Source organism: Streptococcus oralis (assembly GCF_023109005.1).
In the GTDB taxonomy this organism is placed as follows: Bacteria; Bacillota; Bacilli; order Lactobacillales; family Streptococcaceae; genus Streptococcus; species Streptococcus oralis_BU.
In genome coordinates this window covers 1-20108 of record NZ_JALDTU010000009.1, presented here as the reverse complement: position 1 = coordinate 20108, position 20108 = coordinate 1, and the positions used below count along the sequence as shown (strand labels likewise).

General features: G+C 39.9%; 20 protein-coding genes and 2 riboswitches. Of the genes, 2 read left to right on the top strand and 18 right to left on the bottom strand.

What is annotated here, in order from left to right; all coding sequences use genetic code 11:
* The 9 genes from M1F56_RS08555 to M1F56_RS08520 all read right to left on the bottom strand — a co-directional run bounded on the left by M1F56_RS08555 (position 1) and on the right by M1F56_RS08520 (position 7741).
* Positions 1–1386 (bottom strand): ATP-binding cassette domain-containing protein, encoded by a 1386-nt coding sequence (locus M1F56_RS08555; protein WP_247917440.1) that lies wholly within the window; start codon positions 1384–1386, stop codon positions 1–3.
* Positions 1387–1947, bottom strand: coding sequence for an ECF transporter S component (locus M1F56_RS08550; RefSeq protein WP_000915275.1), 561 nt, complete (start codon positions 1945–1947; stop codon positions 1387–1389). It abuts the gene before it with no gap.
* Positions 1948–2105: 158 nt separating this feature from the next.
* Positions 2106–2194, bottom strand: a riboswitch (TPP riboswitch).
* 213 nt (positions 2195–2407) lie between these two features.
* A complete protein-coding gene (gene thiE, locus M1F56_RS08545; protein ID WP_033605926.1) occupies positions 2408–3037 on the bottom strand; it encodes a thiamine phosphate synthase in 630 nt (209 codons plus the stop codon).
* Position 3038: 1 nt separating this feature from the next.
* Positions 3039–3821 carry a hydroxyethylthiazole kinase gene (thiM, locus tag M1F56_RS08540; RefSeq protein WP_033605927.1) on the bottom strand — a complete coding sequence of 261 codons (783 nt, stop codon included), beginning with the start codon at positions 3819–3821 and terminating at the stop codon, positions 3039–3041.
* Positions 3822–3948: 127 nt separating this feature from the next.
* Positions 3949–4617, bottom strand: a complete 669-nt coding sequence (locus M1F56_RS08535; protein WP_033605928.1) for a TenA family protein — start codon at positions 4615–4617, stop codon at positions 3949–3951.
* A 215-nt stretch (positions 4618–4832) separates the two neighbouring features.
* Positions 4833–4921, bottom strand: a riboswitch (TPP riboswitch).
* Positions 4922–5069: 148 nt separating this feature from the next.
* Positions 5070–6206, bottom strand: coding sequence for an L-lactate oxidase (gene lctO, locus M1F56_RS08530; protein ID WP_000120723.1), 1137 nt, complete (start codon positions 6204–6206; stop codon positions 5070–5072).
* Positions 6207–6366: 160 nt separating this feature from the next.
* Positions 6367–6672 (bottom strand): hypothetical protein, encoded by a 306-nt coding sequence (locus M1F56_RS09725; RefSeq protein ID WP_162838149.1) that lies wholly within the window; start codon positions 6670–6672, stop codon positions 6367–6369.
* Between the two features lie 20 nt (positions 6673–6692).
* Positions 6693–7007, bottom strand: coding sequence for a hypothetical protein (locus M1F56_RS09720; RefSeq protein WP_002880183.1), 315 nt, complete (start codon positions 7005–7007; stop codon positions 6693–6695).
* 173 nt (positions 7008–7180) lie between these two features.
* Positions 7181–7741, bottom strand: a complete 561-nt coding sequence (locus M1F56_RS08520) for a TetR/AcrR family transcriptional regulator (protein ID WP_033605930.1) — start codon at positions 7739–7741, stop codon at positions 7181–7183.
* 252 nt (positions 7742–7993) lie between these two features.
* On the opposite strand from M1F56_RS08520, the gene M1F56_RS08515 reads away from it, so the two are divergent.
* Positions 7994–8617 carry a cysteine hydrolase gene (locus M1F56_RS08515; protein WP_033605931.1) on the top strand — a complete coding sequence of 208 codons (624 nt, stop codon included), beginning with the start codon at positions 7994–7996 and terminating at the stop codon, positions 8615–8617.
* A 50-nt stretch (positions 8618–8667) separates the two neighbouring features.
* On the opposite strand, the gene pyrE is transcribed toward M1F56_RS08515, so the two are convergent.
* From pyrE to typA, 9 genes are all read right to left on the bottom strand, one after another.
* Positions 8668–9300, bottom strand: a complete 633-nt coding sequence (gene pyrE / locus M1F56_RS08510) for an orotate phosphoribosyltransferase (RefSeq protein WP_061597863.1) — start codon at positions 9298–9300, stop codon at positions 8668–8670.
* A gap of 33 nt (positions 9301–9333) precedes the next feature.
* Complete coding sequence (gene pyrF / locus M1F56_RS08505) at positions 9334–10035, bottom strand: orotidine-5'-phosphate decarboxylase (RefSeq protein ID WP_061597864.1); 702 nt, start codon at positions 10033–10035, stop codon at positions 9334–9336.
* Between the two features lie 245 nt (positions 10036–10280).
* Complete coding sequence (locus tag M1F56_RS08500; RefSeq protein ID WP_247917439.1) at positions 10281–11408, bottom strand: cell division protein FtsQ/DivIB; 1128 nt, start codon at positions 11406–11408, stop codon at positions 10281–10283.
* 9 nt (positions 11409–11417) lie between these two features.
* Positions 11418–12476 carry a UDP-N-acetylglucosamine--N-acetylmuramyl-(pentapeptide) pyrophosphoryl-undecaprenol N-acetylglucosamine transferase gene (locus tag M1F56_RS08495; protein ID WP_061588328.1) on the bottom strand — a complete coding sequence of 353 codons (1059 nt, stop codon included), beginning with the start codon at positions 12474–12476 and terminating at the stop codon, positions 11418–11420.
* A 1-nt stretch (position 12477) separates the two neighbouring features.
* Entirely contained in the window at positions 12478–13830 is a 1353-nt protein-coding gene (gene murD, locus M1F56_RS08490) for a UDP-N-acetylmuramoyl-L-alanine--D-glutamate ligase (protein WP_061597866.1), read from the bottom strand.
* A gap of 103 nt (positions 13831–13933) precedes the next feature.
* Positions 13934–14575 carry an ABC transporter ATP-binding protein gene (locus tag M1F56_RS08485; RefSeq protein WP_084940901.1) on the bottom strand — a complete coding sequence of 214 codons (642 nt, stop codon included), beginning with the start codon at positions 14573–14575 and terminating at the stop codon, positions 13934–13936.
* A gap of 1 nt (position 14576) precedes the next feature.
* Positions 14577–16598 carry a bacteriocin-associated integral membrane family protein gene (locus M1F56_RS08480; RefSeq protein ID WP_247917438.1) on the bottom strand — a complete coding sequence of 674 codons (2022 nt, stop codon included), beginning with the start codon at positions 16596–16598 and terminating at the stop codon, positions 14577–14579.
* A gap of 434 nt (positions 16599–17032) precedes the next feature.
* The gene (locus M1F56_RS08475) at positions 17033–17287 is read right to left on the bottom strand and encodes a DUF3165 family protein (protein WP_033605937.1); all 255 of its coding nucleotides are present in this window, start codon (positions 17285–17287) and stop codon (positions 17033–17035) included.
* A gap of 19 nt (positions 17288–17306) precedes the next feature.
* A complete protein-coding gene (gene typA, locus M1F56_RS08470; protein WP_247917437.1) occupies positions 17307–19148 on the bottom strand; it encodes a translational GTPase TypA in 1842 nt (613 codons plus the stop codon).
* 158 nt (positions 19149–19306) lie between these two features.
* On the opposite strand from typA, the gene M1F56_RS08465 reads away from it, so the two are divergent.
* Positions 19307–20032, top strand: a complete 726-nt coding sequence (locus M1F56_RS08465) for a pseudouridine synthase (protein ID WP_084875610.1) — start codon at positions 19307–19309, stop codon at positions 20030–20032.
* The last annotated feature ends 76 nt before the right edge of the window (positions 20033–20108 follow it).

The following is a 20108-nucleotide window of genomic DNA, read 5'->3' as shown; positions in this document are numbered from 1 at the left end:
CTACTTCACCTCCCCTTGAGTATTCCTACTCATAAAACTGAGAGGTTTGCTGATGGTCACTTCTTGAAGGTAGCTGAGACCCTCACTAGTCATCTCGATCCAATAATCGACCACAGAAATCAAGGGATCTAAACGATGGCTAATGATCAAAAAACTTCTTCCTTGATTTCTGTCCTCCAAAATCCACTTGCAAAAATAATGGCAAGCTCTATCATCCAAACCAGCAAATGGTTCATCTAGCAAAATCACAGAAGCCTTGCTGGTCAAGATGGTCAAAAGCTGAAGAATCTTTTGTTGGCCACCACTTAATTGATAGGGACTCTTATCAAGAGCCTGCTCCAGATCAAAATATTGTAAAGCTTGGAAAATTCGCTGATTTCTTTCAGAATCAGGTCCATCTAATTGAAGCTCTTCTCGCAGACTGACTCGGATAAACTGCTTCTCAGCTTCCTGAACAACTCCCGTCAGATCACGATACAAACTCTTTTTCTTTTTCAGGACTGTCCCCTTCCAGGTAATGCGCCCCTTATACTTTTGAAATTGAAGAATAGAGCGAAAGAGGGTTGATTTCCCGACACCATTGTCACCCAAGATACAGGAAATTCCTTGGTAGAATGTAAAATCCGCAATGGAAAAGAGGGGGCGATGATCCAGCTCACAAGTCACACTATCCATATGAAATAGTTCTGGGCTAGAAGCAACTTCCTTTGAAACAACCTGTGTCATCTCAGAGCAAGGGATTTGAAACACTTCTCTTAGTTGACCGTCTCTTAGCTCCACCATATGGTCGATATAGGCTTCATAGTCTGTTAAATCATGGTCACACAGGATGACTGTCTTCCCATCAAGAGCCAACTCTTTTAGAATCTCCAATATCTCGATTCTGCTCTTGTGGTCAATGGAAGCGAAGGGCTCATCCAAGAGATAGACCCTAGGATTCATAGCAAAGAGAACAGCCAAAGCAGCCTTTTGCTTTTCCCCACCTGATAAGTGATGAATTGGACGGTGCAAAATCGCCTTACAGCGACATTGCTGGACAACCTCTGCTATTTTAGCATCAATTTCCTGAAAGGGATGCCCAATATTCTCCAAGGTAAAAATCAGCTCCTCAAACAAGTTCTCCATGGTAAATTGATGATTGGGATTTTGAAAGAGAATACCAACCGTCTGGACACGTTCAACGATAGAAAGCTGACTGACCTGGCTCCCATCTATCAGTACTTGACCACTATAAGGTAAGGAAGTGACCTGGGCAATGATTTGAAAGAGACTGGATTTTCCTGAACCACTGCTCCCAACTAACAAGGTAAAGGCTTGCTCATGAAAAGTAAAATCAATCGGTTCCGAAAAGATTGGTGACTGAATCCCCCGTAGTTCCAGCCCCATCTATGCCTTGCCCCCAGCTGCAAACTGATGATAAAGTTTGACAATGGCACGAACCAAGATGGTACAGAAGAAAAAGACAGAAATAAAGCGCACCACAAGCAAGGAAAGGACAAAAGGAAGGGAGAAGGCGTAGTAACCTAACTTAATGTATTCATAGACAAAACTAACAAGCGTAATCCCAATACTATTAGCAGTTAGAGAGAGCCAACTTTCATAGCGATTCTTGGTTACGATAAAACCAAGTTCACTTCCCAAACCTTGAACCAAGCCAGACAAAAGGGCACCTAGACCGAATTGACTACCATAAAGGACTTCAGCTAGCGCAGCGAGCACTTCTCCAATCGTTGCGCTTCCGACTCTTGGAACAAAGATAGCTGCAATGGGCGCAGCCATACACCAGAGACCAAAGAGGATTTCATTGGCAAAGGCCTGTAAACCAAGAGGGGCTAAGATTAGTGTGAGAATATCAAACAGATAGCCTGAACCCACAAAAACGCCACCAAAAAAGATAGACAAGAAAGCAAGCAAGATAACATCTTTTAACTGCCATTTTTTCAACATAAAAAACTCCTTTTTTAAAGAAAAGTGGGGTATTCAAGGAGAGCTACCAAAAGGCTTGCCGTCAAGTCTATCCTCTTTTGATAAACAAAAAAACTCCAATTACAAACGAGAATTAGAGTTTACCTTACAAGATTAGACAGTTCTTTTCGACATACGAAAAAAACCTTTTCACATTTCCCTTCGCCAGTTTTAACTGTATCAGGTTCAATGGGTATCATCTCAGCCTAAAGCACCCCAAATGTCTTTATTATTTAATTATATAATTATTTTAACAGACGATTTATTCTAGTTCAAGGAATTGAACTGGAAATACAGCCTTGTACTCAAAAAGACAGCAGATCTTTCTTTTGCAAAAAATAAATGACTTATTTGATGGATTAGCTATTTGAACTGAATCTGGACATATCTTTTTAGAAAAAAGAAAATCCTACTCCCTCAGAATCCAAGGAAAAGTTGATGCCTATTGTTCACTCATTTCCCGAACAGTTTTTTCTATATTTTTTGCATACGATATTGCTGAAATGATTGAAACGCCGTCAACATTGGTCTTCATAATATCTTTAATATGTTGCGTCTGTATCCCACCAATTGCAACTAAGGGAATTTGTGGCAATAGTTTTCTCATCAATTTAAGACCTTCATAACCTATAGCACCACCAGCATCATCTTTTGACTGGGTATCAAATACAGGACCAACACCAACATAATCTACATATTCAACTTTTGATTGTTGAAATTCTTCCTCGTTTTTTATAGAAAGACCAATTATTTTATCTGGCATCAATTTTCTAATTTCATCAACACCAAGATCATCCTGTCCTACATGTACACCATCAGCATCAATTTCCATTGCCAAATCAATATCATCATTAACAATAAACGGAACATTGTATTTTTTACAAAGATCCTGTAGTTTAATTGCTAATTCGACTTTTTCTTTACCTTCTAAGGCTCCCTCACCTTTTTCACGGAATTGAAATAAGGTTATACCACCTTTTAAGGCTTCCTCAACGACTCTATATATATCTTTTCCTTGGCAAGTAGTCGTTCCACAAATAAAATATAGTTTTAGTAATTCTTTATGAAACATCTTACTTCACTCTTTTGAATTCCTTTACATCTTCGTCTGTAATCTCGTATAAGGCATTTATAAATTCAACTTTAAATGTTCCAGGAAGATGCCCATTTGGACGTTTTTCTGCCATTTCTCCAGCGATATTGTAAACCAACATTGCTGTTTCTAATGATTTCAATTCTTGACCTTTTTCAAGTCCGATAAAGCTTGCTACTACAGCACCTAATAAGCATCCTGTCCCAATAACTTTTGGCATCATGGCACTACCATTATGAATCGTTACAACTTCTCCATTAACCGCAATGGCATCCACTTCACCTGTTACTACTATTGGAATATTGAACTTTTTATTTGCTGCTAGAGCAATTTCATCAATATTATCTACGCCTGCACTATCTACTCCTTTAGATGCCACATTTATTCCTACTAAAGAGGCAATCTCGCCAGCATTTCCCCTAATCGCTGCCAGTTTGTAATTATTGATTAGATCATCTGCTACTTTTTTTCTATATTCTCCTGCTCCACAGGCTACAGGATCTAAAACTGCAGGAACATTATATTTTTCAGCAATTTTTAGTGCCTCTTGGTACAGCTTCCAATTATTATCCGTTAAAGTCCCAATGTTAATCAATAATCCTCCAGCATATTTTAATAGATCTTCTAAGTCTGCTGGGTACTCGCTCATAGCTGGTGAGGCACCCAGTGCTACTAATCCATTTGCTGTAAAGTTTTTTACAACATCATTGGTGATACAGATTACTAATGGTGCTTTTTCTTTTAATAATTTTAAACTTGTCATATTGAAATCCTTCCTTTTCACTTTATACGATCTACTGATTTCGATTTATCTCTATCTTTCGTTAAGAAATTTTTCAGTTACATTGAATGATTTACCTCATCAAATTTGTCAGTATCCTGAACTTTCCCTAAGCATCATAACCAATATCAAAAAAGGCTAATTCTAAAGCGACTGCTTGGTTCCAGCGTTGCTTAAGTTCTGTCAAATCTTCTCGACCTTTTCCGACACGATTGAGTTCGTCAACCAGAAATTGAACCCACTCTGCAAAGAAAGGACCTCTGTGGAGATTAATCCATTCCGAATGAATATAGGCTTCAGGTAGAGCCAAATCTTTAGAACCCCAGTCTAAATAGAGACCTTCTGCAATGACCAGCATGACTAAAAGATGGGCATAGTCTGATGATGATACAGCAGAATACATAAGCTCCTGAAAGGCTTTTGTTACAGGATGCAAGGTCACTTCCAGATAGTCATTCTCAGATACTTTTAAATCTTTGAAAGCTTTTTGGAAATAACCGTCTTCATCTGCTTCAAGAAAGCCTAGTTGCTTGGCAAAACGAAGCTTGGATTCAAGCTGGTCTGCGTGGGCTACGCAAGCACCCAGCATGGATAAGAAGGCATCAAAGAAGTGATAATCTTGAATTAGGTAGTCTTTTAAGACCTTATTCTCAATTGTCCCCGCAAAAAGTTCCTTAACAAAACGATGATTGATTGCAGCCTGCCAATCCTTCTGACTGCTTTTTAATAATTCTCCAACAGTCAAACCTGGCTGAAATGCATAGTCTTGTCTTTCCATATTTACTTTTCCTCTCTTTACTCGTTCGTAATCAACAAAACATCAAGAAAATCCTAGTTTTACTTGACCTTTTTAAAGAAAATCAAGGGCGTTCAAGAAAAGCTACCTAAATGCTTTGTATCACCTTCATCCAGTTTATATAAACAAAAAAACTCCAATTACAATCAAGAATTAGAGTTTAGCTTACAAGATTAGATCGTTCATTTCGCCATACGAAAAAACGTTTCACATTTCCCTTCGCCAGTCTTAACTGTATCAGGTTCAATGGGTATCATCTCAGCCTAAAGCACCCCAAATGTCTTTATTATTTAATTACTGCACCAGTATAGCAAAAAATGAAAGCCCTAGCAAGATATTTGACTGAAAAATATATTTATATAGATTTCAATGGTGATTTATTCTTCCTATAGACGAAGAAAAACCTCCACATCAAGTGGAGGCAAGCTATTTTATCAATACAATTTTAAGTCACGAGGGTCAACTGGGAAGGTTGGATTGTATGGGTTGTGACGGAGTTTGAAGTGTTTGACATCTTCAATAGTCTGAGTTCCAGATAACTGCATAACTGTCTTCAATTCTGCATTCAAGTGTTCAAAGACTTGACGCACACCAACACTACCGCCGAGAGCCAAGCCATAGATAACCGGGCGGCCAATAGCTACCAAGTCTGCTCCTGAAGCCAAGGCTTTAAAGACGTGTTGGCCACGACGAATACCAGAGTCAAAGACAATTGGTACGCGTTTGTCAACTGCTTCTGCTACTTCTTGAAGTGAGTCAAAGGCAGCTGGCCCACCGTCGATTTGACGGCCACCATGGTTGGTTACCCAGATACCAGAAGCTCCAGCAGCAAGCGAACGTTCAACGTCCTCACGGCATTGTGGCCCCTTGACATAAACAGGAAGTCCTGAGTATTCAGCGATAAATTCTACATCTCGTGGAGATAGGCGCTGTTTAGCTGATTTGTAAACAAAGTCCATTGATTTACCAGCACCTTCTGGCAGGTATTCTTCAACAATCGGCATGCCAACTGGGAAGACAAAACCATTACGCTTATCGACCTCACGATTGCCCCCTACCGTAGCATCAGCCGTCAAGACAATCGCTTTATAACCTTCAGCCTTCACACGGTCCATGATGTGGCGATTGATACCATCATCTTTACTAAAGTAAAACTGGAACCAATGAGGTGTCCCTTGAAGGGCTTCCGTAATTTCTGGAAGGTCGACAGTAGAGTAAGAGCTGGTTGTATAGAGAGAACCAAACTCATGCACACCACGCGCAGTCGCCACTTCACCCTGTTCATTTGCCAATTTATGAGCCGCAACAGGCGCCATAATGATTGGTGAAGACAATTTTTCGCCTGCAAATTCAATCTCTGTACTTGGATTTTCTACATTGCAAAGTGTATGAGGAACGATGAGTTTGTGGTTAAAGGCGCGGATATTCTCCCGCAAAGTGAAAGTATCCTCCGCCCCACTAGCGATATAGCCAAATGCTGCTTTAGGAATAACTTGTTGCGCCATTGGCTCCAAATCATAGGTATTGATGAAATCTACATGACCTTCTGCATTGCTTGTTTTGTATGACATAAAATGTCCTCCTTGATAAGTAAGCGTTTACTTTGTATATTACAAAAAATATTCTAACTCTTTTTTCAAAATTTTTCAAATATTTTGTTTGGAAATTTCATGCTTTCAATCATTTTACAGAGATAATTAAAAATGATGAACTTTCTTAAGTTATGGAAATTCAAATAATCTTTTCATTTTCTAATACTTTATCATCAAATTGTTCAGCTAGTATAGTTGCTGAGTGATAAAGTTCCTTTGCTTTATTTTTATCATTTTCAAAATAAAGATAGCACTTAGCTTCAAATACTGAAATTCCAGATTTATAGACTTGCAACATTGTTACTGATAAAATTTCATTCATCTTTTTTACTAGAGATATCATATGCTTATAGTCACTATGAACAACATAAACACCCGCTATGGCACAAAGAACTGATAGTAGCTCTACATTATACATTTCATCACTAACTAATTGCTGTTTCAACAACTTAATCCGAAAATCATCTAATGCTCTCTTCTATAAATCAAGTCTTGACATTGCATAGCAAAATAATCAATTAATAGTAAATCATTGAATGTGTAAACTTGCTTTAGTGTTACTTGCTTAAAATAATCATCAAAAATATCTTCAGCGAAACTACCTGTCCCTGTCCTTATCAAGTCTAATATTCTTTCAATCAAGTCTAGACTCAGCAACTCTTCCTCAGGAAGAGCTAGTTCTTTATTTTCAAGAAAAGTATCTATCGGAACTTCTAATCGCTTAGATAAATATTGTAACTTAGTAATTGTTGGCAAGGATTGCCCAAGCTCAGTACGCATCAGCTGTTTGATTATTAAGTCAGCTTCTGTCCACAGACCTCTTCTCTCGTCAATTTGTGACGTTCACGTTTCTGTCTTACTCTATGACCAATTTCAGTTTTAATATCTGTTGTCATTCTTACCTCTTAACCACAATCCATAAATTAACATACTTTTAATTCTTCGGCTAAAAATTAACAATAATTCTTTTTCAAATCCGTCATATTATTTTCCAAAACTTGGATGTCTTGGCTGACTTTGAGAATGACAATGCTTCCTTGAATACTGGAGATGACTTGACGGGCCTGCAACTGCGCCCGCTCTTCTGACCAGTCAGCATGCAGGTCTTGCAAGAGGCTGGCTAACTTCTCTGTCCACTGGGTCATAAAATCATTGAGAGGAAAGCGGAAGTTCTCATCTTCTGTGGACAATTCCACAATCAGATTACCAATTGGGCAACCATAAAAGACCGTCTGACTTTCATGAAATTGACAAACCCAGTCAATCATATCCGAAAACTTGTCACTGTCAGACTTGTCTGCTTCAAAAATATCTTCAAAAAGCTCTTTTCGCCAATTTGCTAAAATATCTTGAATGACCGTCAAACCAATTTCCTTCTTAGATTTGAAATAATAATAAAGCTGCCCCTTGCCAACATCAGCTGCCTCCATGATGTCACTGATGGAGGTGGCCACATAACCCTTCTGATAAATCAATTTCTCAGCACTTTGTAAAATACGCTCTTTAACACTCATCTGCTCACCTCTCTTTTTCCTATTATAGCAGATTCAGAGCCTGAAACCAAACAATTGAAACCACCTCCTTTTGCCACTGTTTTATCATTAAAATTTTTGTTCTGAGCAAATTGATTTACAAATTCAATTTTAGATGTTATTATAATTGTACCGAATGGTCAGTATATAACTAAAACTACCATTTGGAAAATCATCAAACTAACAGTCTAAATTCCTATTGGCTGTTAATCAAATCATATTAGGAGGAACCTCATGTTCAATCAGAAAAATGTCGCATTTGTTATCACAGACCCACAAGTTGAATTCCTAAAACATACTGGTAAAGGATTCGGAGCAACTAAAGACGTTCTTGAAAAAGTTAATACTATTGAAAATCTGACAAAGCTTTTCGCTCTTGCTCAAGAGCGTGGCTACAAGCGTTTTATCTCACCGCACTACTTCTATCCACACGATCACAAGTGGCAATTTAAAGCTGCTGGTGAAACGATGATGATTGAAAACGAAATGTTTTGGCGTGATAGCCAGTATTCAGCAATTCCAGAAGGCTCTGGAGCAGATATGATTGAAGAGATTAAACCATTTTTGGATGAAGATACTATTGTTGTCAACGGACATAAAATCTTTGGCCCAGAAAGCAACGACCTTAACCTTCAACTCCGCAAAAATGGTATCGACACCGTCATCTTGGCTGGTATGAATGCTAATCTCTGCGTGGATTCACATATGCGTGAACTCATAGAATTAGGCTACAATGTCATTGTTGTTAACGATGCTGTCGGTGCTCCAGGTGAAGAAGCCTACCAAGCTGCCCTGACAAACTATGGCTACATTGCCAACCAAGTTTTGACAACTGAGGAAGTTATCGCTCAACTTTAGTATTAAAAACAAAATCAGGTAATCCTAGCGACTACCTGATTTTCTATGTTTTAAGCGTTTTGCCAATTTTCTTGGTCTTCTTTAAAGCGTTTTAGAAGGTCGAGTCCTTCTGGTGTGATATATCCTTCTTCTTGGGCTAGGTGAATGAGTTCACTGTAGTTCGAAAGCGTCACAAGTTTGACACCTGCATCTGAGAAGTTCTTATCTGCTTTTGGCAATTGATAACTGAAAATCGCTACAACTCCAAGCACATCGGCTCCTTCGCGTTTAGCGGTTGCTACGGCTTCAAGAACAGAACCACCTGTTGAAATAAGGTCTTCAACCACTACCATTTTTTGCCCTTGAGCTACACGGCCTTCAATTTGATTACCAGCTCCGTGGTCTTTTGGTTTGCTACGGATGTAGGCAAAAGGCAAGTTCATCTTATCAGCAATGATAGCTCCGTGTGGAATCCCTGCTGTCGCAGTTCCTGCAATCACTTCTACCTCAGGAAAAGTTTCTTTGATAGCTTCCACAAAGCCATTTTCAATTAGGGTACGAGTTTCTGGATAGGCTAATGTCACACGATTATCAGTGTAAATCGGTGACTTGATACCAGATGCCCAAGTGAAAGGCTCCTCTGGTTTGAGGTAAACGGCTTGGATTTTCAAGAGGTGGCTAGCGATATCTTTAGCAAGTGTCATGGTATTCTCCTTTTATTTTTATAATCTATTTCTTTAATTTCTGTCTTGGTTCCATTCATCCTTGATAGCATGATAAGCTGCAACAGGATCTTCAGCTTGGGTAATGGGACGTCCCACTACGATATAGTCACTACCGATTTGATAGGCGTCAGCAGGTGTCATGACACGTTTTTGGTCTCCTACCGCAGCTCCCGCTGGACGAATACCAGGTGTCAGACAGATAAAATCTGGATTGGTGGCCTGCTTGATGACTTGCACTTCCTGAGCCGAGCAAACGACACCGTCCAAGCCCGCTTCAGCTGTCTTCTTAGCATAGTGAATCACAGACTCTTGCAGACTGGTTTGGATATTTTGAAAATCCTGCATCTGACTTTCCGACGTTGATGTAAGCTGGGTCACAGCGATCAATTTGGCTTGTGTCCCAAGACCTTCACGCGCAGCCTTCATCATCTCCACCCCACCAGCAGCATGAACATTTGTCATGTCCACACCAAGCTGAGACAAGACCCTCATAGCAGATTTGACTGTATTTGGAATGTCATGTAGCTTGAGGTCCAAAAAGACACTATGTCCCAGTGACTTCAAATAACGGACAACTTCCGGACCTTCCGCATAATAAAGCTCCATCCCTACTTTTAGATAAAGACTTTCTTCTGCCTGGAAAAGAGATAAAAATTCCTTGACCGCCTCAAAACTAGGAAAATCAAGAGCAATAACTGGACGATGTTCACGCATACTTTTCTCCTTTTACCTTTGCGAGCAAGAGAGTATGGTCAAAAACAAACCACGAAAAAAGGAACCTGCCAACAGCAAGGTTCCACGAAAAATGGGTAGTCTCCACCCTTTCACCGTCTAACCTTAGCTGCCTCTCTGGACTGCTTTAAAGGTTTTTTTCTATTCTATTATTTATAGTAGGACTTGTCAAGCAAAAACTCGAAACTGGACTTCTATACCATTCAAAATCAAGAGGAAAAGTTAGTCTAACGACTCTGTGATTGCTGGCTCGTTTGACTTCCCTGTTCTTCTTGTTTTTTCTTCTCAGCTTCCTTGGCCTCTTGTTTGGCTTTTTCCTCAGCCTCTTCTATCAATTTATCCGCTATGGTATAGCTGTATGCTCCAGCCTCCATATCGACTACACTCGGTTCTGTCAATTGTGGCTTGATTTTGCTGTAATAAGGCAATTTCTTGCTCAATTCTGACAAGGGAACCAAAATCTCATCTGTGTCCAGCATAGTAATTTTTAAAAGATCTGCTGTTGCCTTGCTCGGAGCTAATTCGATTTTCTGGATTTGACTCTTGATATCCTCACTGATAGTAGATAATCCTGTGATCAGCTCTTTCACCTGCTGCTCATCATTAAAGGTAACTGTCAGATAAGTCTCAGGCAAGTTTAAGCGATTTACAGGAGTTGACTCTACTGTCCCACTAGACAGAATAGGATAATGTTCTTCACCAGACACATAATAACCGACAATATCGAATTCCTTGACCTCAATCGTAAAGTTAGTTGGAAATTGATAGTCAATCTTCGCTGATTCTATCCAATGGTTGGACTTGATACGCTCGGCGTATCTTTCCTTATCCAACAATAGGGCTAAAGTATAGTCGCTATCTTGAATTCCAGAAGCCTGTTTAATGTCGTCCGCCTGGGTGTTCCTATTTCCCTTAACCTCGATATTTTTGATGGTCGATAGCGGAGTCAACAGATAGACTGAGAGAAGAAGTACCAGAATACTTGGCACTAAGATACTCACAGCTCGCCAAATATGAACAGGCGCAATTTTAGGTTTGGCTGGTTTCTCGGGTTTTTCTTTTTTCTTCTTTTCTTTTTCTTCTTTGACTTTAGGATCATCTTTTTTAGATTTTTCTTCTTTTTCGGATGATTCTTCGTCTGGAACAGTTTCGTTCTGGTCGGAATCACTTGATGACTTCTTACTTTCCTCTAACGACTTAGAGTTTTTCCCCATTCGAGCCTGTTTTTCCTTTTCCTTCTCCTCAGCTAGGGCAGCTTCTTCCTCAGCCTTCTTCTTCAGGTATTCCTGGTTTCGTTTCTGCCATTCAGACAATTCTTGCTTCTGGTTTGATTCTTTGTTCTTATCCTTTGACATTGATATTCCTTATGCTAGGTCTTTTCTTAGTAGATCGTAAAAATCTGCAAGAGATTTCAATTCAGTCGAAGCTTTCATGCTAGCTTGGTACTGATCCTTGTGACTAAGCAAGTGACTGAGTTTTTCCTCCAAGCTTTCCAAGGTCAAGTCACTTTCTTGAAGTTCTTCTGCATAGCCTTTCTTAACAAAGTAGGCTGCATTTTCAATCTGGTCTCCTCGACTTGCTTCACGACCCAATGGTACGATGAGATGGAGTTTCGCCATGGCCAAGAGCTCAAAAATTGTGTTGGCACCGCCACGCGTTACCACCACATCTGCCATCTCCATCAAGGGTTGATAGAGATCTGTCACATAATCAACACGAAAGAGATTTTGACTCAACTCGTTCAGGCTAGAATCTCCAGTGAGATTGATAATATTGTAGCGCTCTGTCAGTTCTTGCTTATGATCAGTCACCAATTGGTTAAATACACGAGCTCCTGCAGAACCACCGACAAATAATACCGTTGGCAATTTAGGATCAAAGTGGGTTTGGATATCCACCAATTCATCTGGTTCTGAAGTTTTTTGCTCTGAAACCTTAGTCACTGCTCCCACATGCTCGACTTTTATAAGACCAGCAGCCTGCTCAAAGGTTGAATACATCTTGGTCGCAAATTTATAGGCAATTTTATTGGCCAAGCCCATAGACAGGTCCGATTCGTGAATAAAGACAGGTACCCCTGACACACGCGCTGCGATAACCGGCGGTACTGAGACAAATCCTCCCTTAGAAAAAAGAGCCTGTGGACGCAGTCGTAACATGATAAAGAGGGATTGGACAATTCCCCAACCAACTTTGAAGACATCCAGCATATTTTGCCAAGAAAAATAGCGACGCAACTTCCCAGTCGCAATAGAATGGAAAGTAACATCCAAACCTGACTTGAGGATTTCTTGGTGTTCGATTCCGTGTTTATCACCAATGTAGTGAACTTCCCAGCCGTCTTCGATGAACTTAGGCATTAACAAAAGGTTGAGGGTGACATGCCCAACCGTCCCCCCGCCTGTAAAGACAATTTTTTTCATATTATTCCTTTAACTCCGCTACTGTGTCGATAAAGAGGTCTCCACGTACTTCAAAGTTAGCATACATATCCCAGCTAGCATTTGCAGGACTGAGAAGGACTACATCTCCTTGAGTCGCAAGCTCATAGGCCTTGCAGGTCGCATCAGCAATATCTGTCGCATCTACATAAGTCACACCAGCCTTATCCGCTGCCCGTTTGACACGCTCAGCAGATTGACCAAGGATGACCATCTTCTTGAGTCCAATAATATCTGGCACCAATTCATCAAACTCATTGCCACGGTCCAAACCACCTGCAATCAAAATGACCTTGCTGTTGTCAAATCCTGACAAGGCTTTTTGAGTAGCCAAAATATTGGTTGACTTGCTATCGTTATAGAATTTAACACCCTTGATTTCATCCACAAATTGGAGACGGTGTTTAACACCACCAAAGGATGAAAGAGTTTCCTTAATCGTTTGGTTGTCTACACCACGAAGCTTGGCTACTGCAATGGTCGCAAGGGCATTTTCCACATTGTGGCTACCTGGAACACCGATTTCACTCGCTGCCATGACCACTTCGCCACGGAAATAGAGTTGACCATCTGCAAGATAGGCTCCATCAACCTTTTCCAATGTTGAAAATGGAACAACAGTAGCCTGTGTTTTGCTAGCCAATTCTTTTGCCAAGTCTTGGTTAAAGTTCAAGACAAGGAAATCAGCTGCTGTCATATTATTTTGGATATTCCACTTAGCTGCCACATACTCTTCAAAAGAACCATGATAGTCGATATGAGTGGGCATGAGGTTGGTAATAACCGCAATCTCAGGATGGAATTCTTGAACACCCATCAGTTGGAAAGAAGAAAGTTCCATGACGAGCGTGTCCTTTGCTGTCGCAGTTTGAGCCACTTGACTAGCAGGATAGCCGATGTTCCCTGACAAGAGACCGCGTTGACCAGCAGCAGTTAAAACTTCCCCAATCATCGTCGTTGTGGTTGTTTTCCCATTTGAACCAGTGATACCGATAATTGGCGCTTCTGAGATTAAATAAGCCAATTCCACCTCAGTCAGGACTGGAATCCCCTTTGCCAATGCCTTTTCAATCATGGGATTGCTATACGGGATACCTGGATTTTTCACCATCAGAGCAAAATCTTCATCCAATAATTCCAAAGGATGCCCACCAGTGACAACCTTGATTCCCTCTTCTAGCAAGCTTTGCGCAGCAGGATTTTCCTCGAAAGGCTTGCCGTCATTTACTGTCACAATAGCACCCAGCTTGTCCAACAAACGGGCCGCAGACTCACCAGACTTGGCCAAACCTAAAACAAGGACTTTCTTATTTTTAAATTGATCGATTACTTTCATGTCTCAAACTCCATTTCTACTCCTACTATTTTACCATTTTTATGGAAATAAAAAAGCCACAAAGTGTATTTGTGACTCTTTCTTCTAACTTAATGTTCTCTTATCATCGATGAGATAAATCGGTAACTCGAATTACTTGATCCACTTGCTCCCAGATAAGAGGATTGTGGGTCGCAATAATAATCGTTCGATTCTGATTTTTTAGAGATTCTAATATAGAAAGTAATTCCTCAGAGTTTTTGGGGTCTAGTGAAGCAGTTGGTTCATCTGCGAGGATAAAAGGTGGATCTTTTAAAATTATTTTCGCTAGAGCAACACGTTGTGCTTCTCCTCCTGATAATTCAAAGATAGGTTGCTTCAAATCCAAATAAGAGAGGTTGACACGGTTTAGAGCTTGTTTCATCAGAGAGATTTTCTCTTTTTCTTTCAACTTTTTACCAACTAAACCCAGATTGAGATTCTCTTTAACTGTTTGGCTTTCAATTAAGCCAAAATCTTGAAATAAGTATCCTAAGTAATCTCTAAAGAAAACAGAAGGCTTGATGTCCTTAAGAGAAGTGCCATCATAGATAATTTCTCCATTGTCATATGGCTCTAATCGTCCAATCATATTCAAGAGGGTTGTCTTACCACAGCCACTTGTACCGATTAAGGCATAAATTTTCCCACCTTCAAATTGAAGATTAGTATCTGAAAATAGCTGACGGCTTCCAAATTTTTTAGATATATTCTTTAGTTCAATCATCCTATTTTCCTTTCATAATTGTCATAGAAACACGAGATTCTTTCTGCGCTTGACGGTAAAGCGTCAGAACTGCACTAACTAGAAAGACTAATAAAGTGAGTAAGCCAATTACCCAGTCTCTACTGCGTAAAATAAAGAGACTAGCACCAAATACAAAACTGGCAAATTGACTAACCATATACTGAGCATGCGTTTCAAAAAATCGTAAACCTGAAATTCGTTTAATCAAGATATCTCGACGGAATTGCTCGAAATATAGAAGATTGACAGAATAAAAGAGTAACAAGGAACTAGCTATCCCCACAATGGCTCCTAAGATTAAAGTTGCTGTTTCAGTTTGCACTTCATTATAACGAGTTAGATAAACACTTCTTCCTTCTTTAAGATAGGATACTTGCTCATAAATTCCAGCTTCCTTCAAGAGAGCTAGTCCACTCTCATATCCTTTGATAAAGAGTCGATTTCCAGCATTAATAGACCAAACAGATTTTGAAATGAAACTATCACCTGTAGATGTAGGAGTGAACACAACTAAAATCGGATCGGTTAAGTACTGGACGGATACTGGACTTTCACCGTTATTATAAACAAACCGCTTTTCTCCTGTTGGAAGGTAGCTAACGACAGCTCTCATTTCATACTCTAAAGGAGCGTCTTGGTCCTCGCTTGATTTTCCGTAATAGTTTAAACTTTCTTCAAAAACTTTCTTAAGTTCTGCTTCCTGTGAACGAAGAGATTCTGGTAATAAGAGTCCAAATTCCCCTTTTTGAAGATGAGCTAGTTTCTGTCTAGTCTCATCATTTACAGACACATTTTCCTTGTCCAAATAACTTGGACTGACATAGAGAACATTAGCATCTGGACTATAGGTATCCAGTGTTTCCCCTTTTTCATTTTTTCCTTGAGGATTTGCAAAATGAATGAGATTATCTTTTACAAATAGAGCCTGTTCTTCTTCGATTGCTTCCTTGGCAAAGGCATACCACTTGCTCTGATTTTCTGTATCTTTTACTCTATCACCTAAGCCAAAAGAAATCTGGTAATAGTCTGCTCTGTCCTGCCATGCTTGTTTTGAAATTTCAAGTTCTTTCAATCGTTGGTAAGACGTCAAACCTGTCTTAACAGCGTAGCCTACTGTAAAAACAGCTACTAACTGACACAATAGGGTTAAAGTCATCAAGCGTTTAAGGGGTAATCTTCCCTTAATAACGGGAACTAATGCTTTGTAACTCAAACTCATTATATAAAGGAGCATTAGTAAAATTGAAATACCCAATAAAAACAAAAGATAAAAACTAATCCCCAAACCATAGGTAGCTAACAAGATAGGATAAAACAAACCTTGACTAAAAAGAACGACTCCCCCACCTAGGAAGGAAAGGAGGGCTGATAGAAGGAGCCATTTGATATCAGTAGATAAAGAATGCCCCATGATGGATAAGAGAGTCTGACCAGAAAAGAGTTTTATACCTGCTGCTCTCATTTCCTTAATCCGAGTAATAATCACCAGAGCAAAGAAAGATAAGCCAAATATTGCTAAACTAATTAAAACAAGGGGAATTAGTAACATTCTAAAAGCAAGAGTATAGGGCGGTGTCTTTCGGTCAGGAATTGCTTTATAACCCAAATCTCCTAATTTATCGGCTAGCTTTTCTTTCGTCAAGGAGCCTGATAAAATGAGATAACTATTTAGTGGATCACTACGTTCACGACTTTCTTGGCTAGCTTCTTGGAATTCTTTTGGTAATGTTCCCTGACCATAAGTTGCATAAGTAAAGTGAGTCGTCCCATCCTTACTCGGCTCTACGATTCTTCTAGCTATTAAACTCTGTTCTGAGTTTACAAACTTCTCCAATTCCTGTTCAAATACCTCACGCGTCGGTTCCTGAGTATCTTTTTTGACACGAAGCAAAGAAACGGAATCATAGCTTGCATATAAATATTGTGGCGCACGTAGGACAATAATCCAAGCAAGGAAGAAGCTGAGAAAAAAAGTTGATAATAATATGAATAGTTTCTTCATAGTAGACTCCTTGTGGTGAAAATTGATTTCAGGAGGTAAGATTTCAGAGTATGAAATCGGTTTCTATTTATCGCAAAAATATATCACCATTATGATAAATTGTCAATAGATTTTAGCAAAATATAATTATATTTTTTTGGACTAACTTTTTAAACTTCTATAACAATATAGAGCTCTTAAAATGTGGAAAAAAACTCACTTGAACAAAATATTTTTAGGTTTATTCCTTTTTGCAAGAAACGGAATCTTAGACTTTCCGTTGTGATAAAAATGCCTGAAAACAATAGATTTCAGGCATTCGGAAACTTTGAGACTATAGGCTCAAAGTTTAGGTATGGAATTTCGAAGAAAGTCGCTACCGTCCGTAATCACCTAAGGAAAGTCTTAAAAATCTTATTTTAAATCGAAAAAGAGAGCCATAGCTCTCTTTCTCTTTATCTTCTTCTGCTCTTTTTTTCAGACATGAGCGTAATGTCTCTCAAGCTAAAGTAGGCTAGGACCAGCATGGCGATTGTGACAAAGAATTCTGTCGGTAATTGGAAGATTTGCAAGATGGACAACATCAGCAAAATCAAGAGTGCAACAACTACAAAGACCAAGATAACGATGTTGACTGTTCCTTTGATACTTTGAGGTGTCGCAAATACATAGAGTAGTAATAAGAGTATCCCTATGATTAAATAAACCATCTTTATCTCTTTCTAGCTCTTATTCAGCTGATTTTTTCTTTTTGTTGGCTTTCTCGCGCTCTGCCTTATTGAGGATTTGCTTACGCAAACGGATAGACTCAGGCGTTACTTCCATGTACTCATCGTCATTCAAGAACTCAAGAGACTCTTCAAGGGTCAAGATACGAGGTGTCTTGATAACCGCTGTTTGGTCCTTAGTAGCAGAACGAACGTTGGTCATTTGTTTGGCCTTAGTGATATTAACTGTCAAGTCATTTTCACGAGAATTTTCACCGATGATCATTCCTTCATAAACCTCAGTACCTGGGTTGACAAAGATCGTACCACGTTCTTCGATAGACATGATTGAGTATGTTGTAGCCTTACCAGCATCGATAGAAACAAGGGCACCACGGTGGCGTCCACCAATTTCACCCGGAATCAATGGCAAGTATTGGTCAAAGGTATGGTTCATGATACCGTAACCACGAGTCATTGACAAGAACTCAGTTGAGTATCCGATCAAACCACGCGCTGGAACAAGGAAGACCAAACGAGTTTGACCATTACCAGTTGAAATCATATCCAACATTTCACCCTTACGTTCAGAAAGGCTTTGGATAACAGATCCTTGGTATTCTTCTGGAGTATCGATTTGAACACGTTCAAATGGTTCACATTTAACACCGTCAATTTCTTTTACGATAACTTCTGGACGAGATACTTGAAGTTCATAACCCTCACGGCGCATGGTTTCAATCAAGATTGACAAGTGCAATTCTCCACGTCCTGAAACAGTCCATTTATCTGGTGAGTCCGTTGGGTCAACACGAAGGGAAACGTCTGTTTGCAATTCTGCTTGCAAGCGTTCTTCTACCTTACGAGAAGTCACCCATTTCCCTTCACGACCTGCAAATGGTGAATTATTTACCAAGAAGGTCATTTGAAGGGTTGGTTCATCGATATGTAGGATTGGAAGAGGTTCAATGGCATCCGTCGGAGTAATAGTTTCACCAACAAAGATATCTTCCATACCTGAAACGGCAATCAAGTCACCTGCTTTGGCTTCTTGGATTTCACGACGTTCCAAACCAAAGAAACCGAAGAGTTTTGTTACACGGAAGTTCTTCGTTGTACCATCTAGCTTAGAAAGGGTAACTTGGTCCCCAACTTTCACACTACCACGGAAAATACGTCCGATACCGATACGACCTACGAAGTCATTGTAGTCCAAAAGTGACACTTGGAACTGCAAAGGCTCATCTGAGTTATCCACTGGAGCCGGGATATGGTCGATGATGGTGTCAAAGATTGGCGCCATTGTTTTTTCTTGATCAGCTGGATCATCTGACAAGGAAGATGTTCCGTTGATAGCTGAAGCATAAACAACTGGGAAATCAAGCTGGTCATCATCTGCGCCAAGCTCGATGAAGAGTTCCAAGACTTCGTCCACTACTTCTGCTGGGCGAGCTGATGGTTTATCGATTTTGTTGACAACCACGATTGGAACAAGATCTTGTTCCAAGGCTTTTTTCAATACGAAACGAGTCTGTGGCATGGTTCCTTCGTAAGCATCTACGACCAAGACAACACCGTCAACCATTTTCATGATACGCTCAACTTCTCCACCGAAGTCCGCGTGTCCTGGTGTGTCCATGATATTGATACGAGTTCCCTTGTAGGCAACGGCTGTATTTTTCGCAAGGATGGTAATTCCACGCTCTTTTTCGATATCGTTTGAGTCCATAGCGCGCTCTGCCAATTCAGTACGTGCATCAAGCGTTTCTGATTGTTTCAATAATTCGTCAACGAGGGTTGTTTTACCGTGGTCAACGTGGGCGATAATCGCAATGTTACGGATATCTTCTCTTAATTTTGTCATGATTTCCTCTAATATTTAAATTTTTATTTCTAACTGAACAATTATACCACAGTCTCATTCAAAAATCACAGTTCAGCTAAGTGTAAATGTTTTCACTCTGCTTTTCTAGTCAAGGCAACTCTTTTCAAAGTCAGAGACTTATGATAAGATAAGCTGGTATGCGTTTAGATAGATTATTAGCCCAAGAAATGGTCAGTCGCAAGGCTATGAAACAGGCACTTTTGAAAAAAGAAATCCTAGTGAACGATTGCCCAGCCAGCTCCCTCGCTCAAAATGTCGACACTGGATTACAAAAACTAGTCTTTCAAGGACGGCAGATTCAAGGATACGAGCACAACTACCTCATGCTTCATAAGCCAAAAGGAGTCGTTACAGCGAGCAAGGATAAGAAACTGCCAACCGTCATGGACCTACTCCCTAAAAATATCCAGTCAGACCAACTCTATGCGATAGGCAGGCTAGACCGCGATACGACAGGACTGCTCCTTTTGACAGACAATGGACCTCTTGGTTTTCAACTCCTCCATCCTCAATATCATGTGGATAAAACTTACCAAGTCAAGGTTAATGGACTGATCACCCCAGACCATATCCAAAAGTTCAAAGATGGAATCGTCTTTTTAGATGGAACACTCTGCAAACCAGCCAAACTAGAAATTCTATCCTCAAACCCAACAGAGAGCCATGCCTCTATTACCATCTCAGAAGGAAAATTTCATCAGGTTAAAAAAATGTTCCTCTCAGTTGGTGTCAAGGTGACTGCCTTAAAAAGAGTCCAGTTCGGCGATTTTACATTAAATTCAGAGCTATCAGAAGGGCAATACCGTCCCTTAAATCCAGAGGAATTGGAAATCATAAAAAACTACTTAGAGATGAGTCGATAAAATCATAACCACCCGTCTAACGGGTGGTTTGCACCAGGGCTATAAGCCCAAATCACCAGCCAGCGCCTAAAGACGC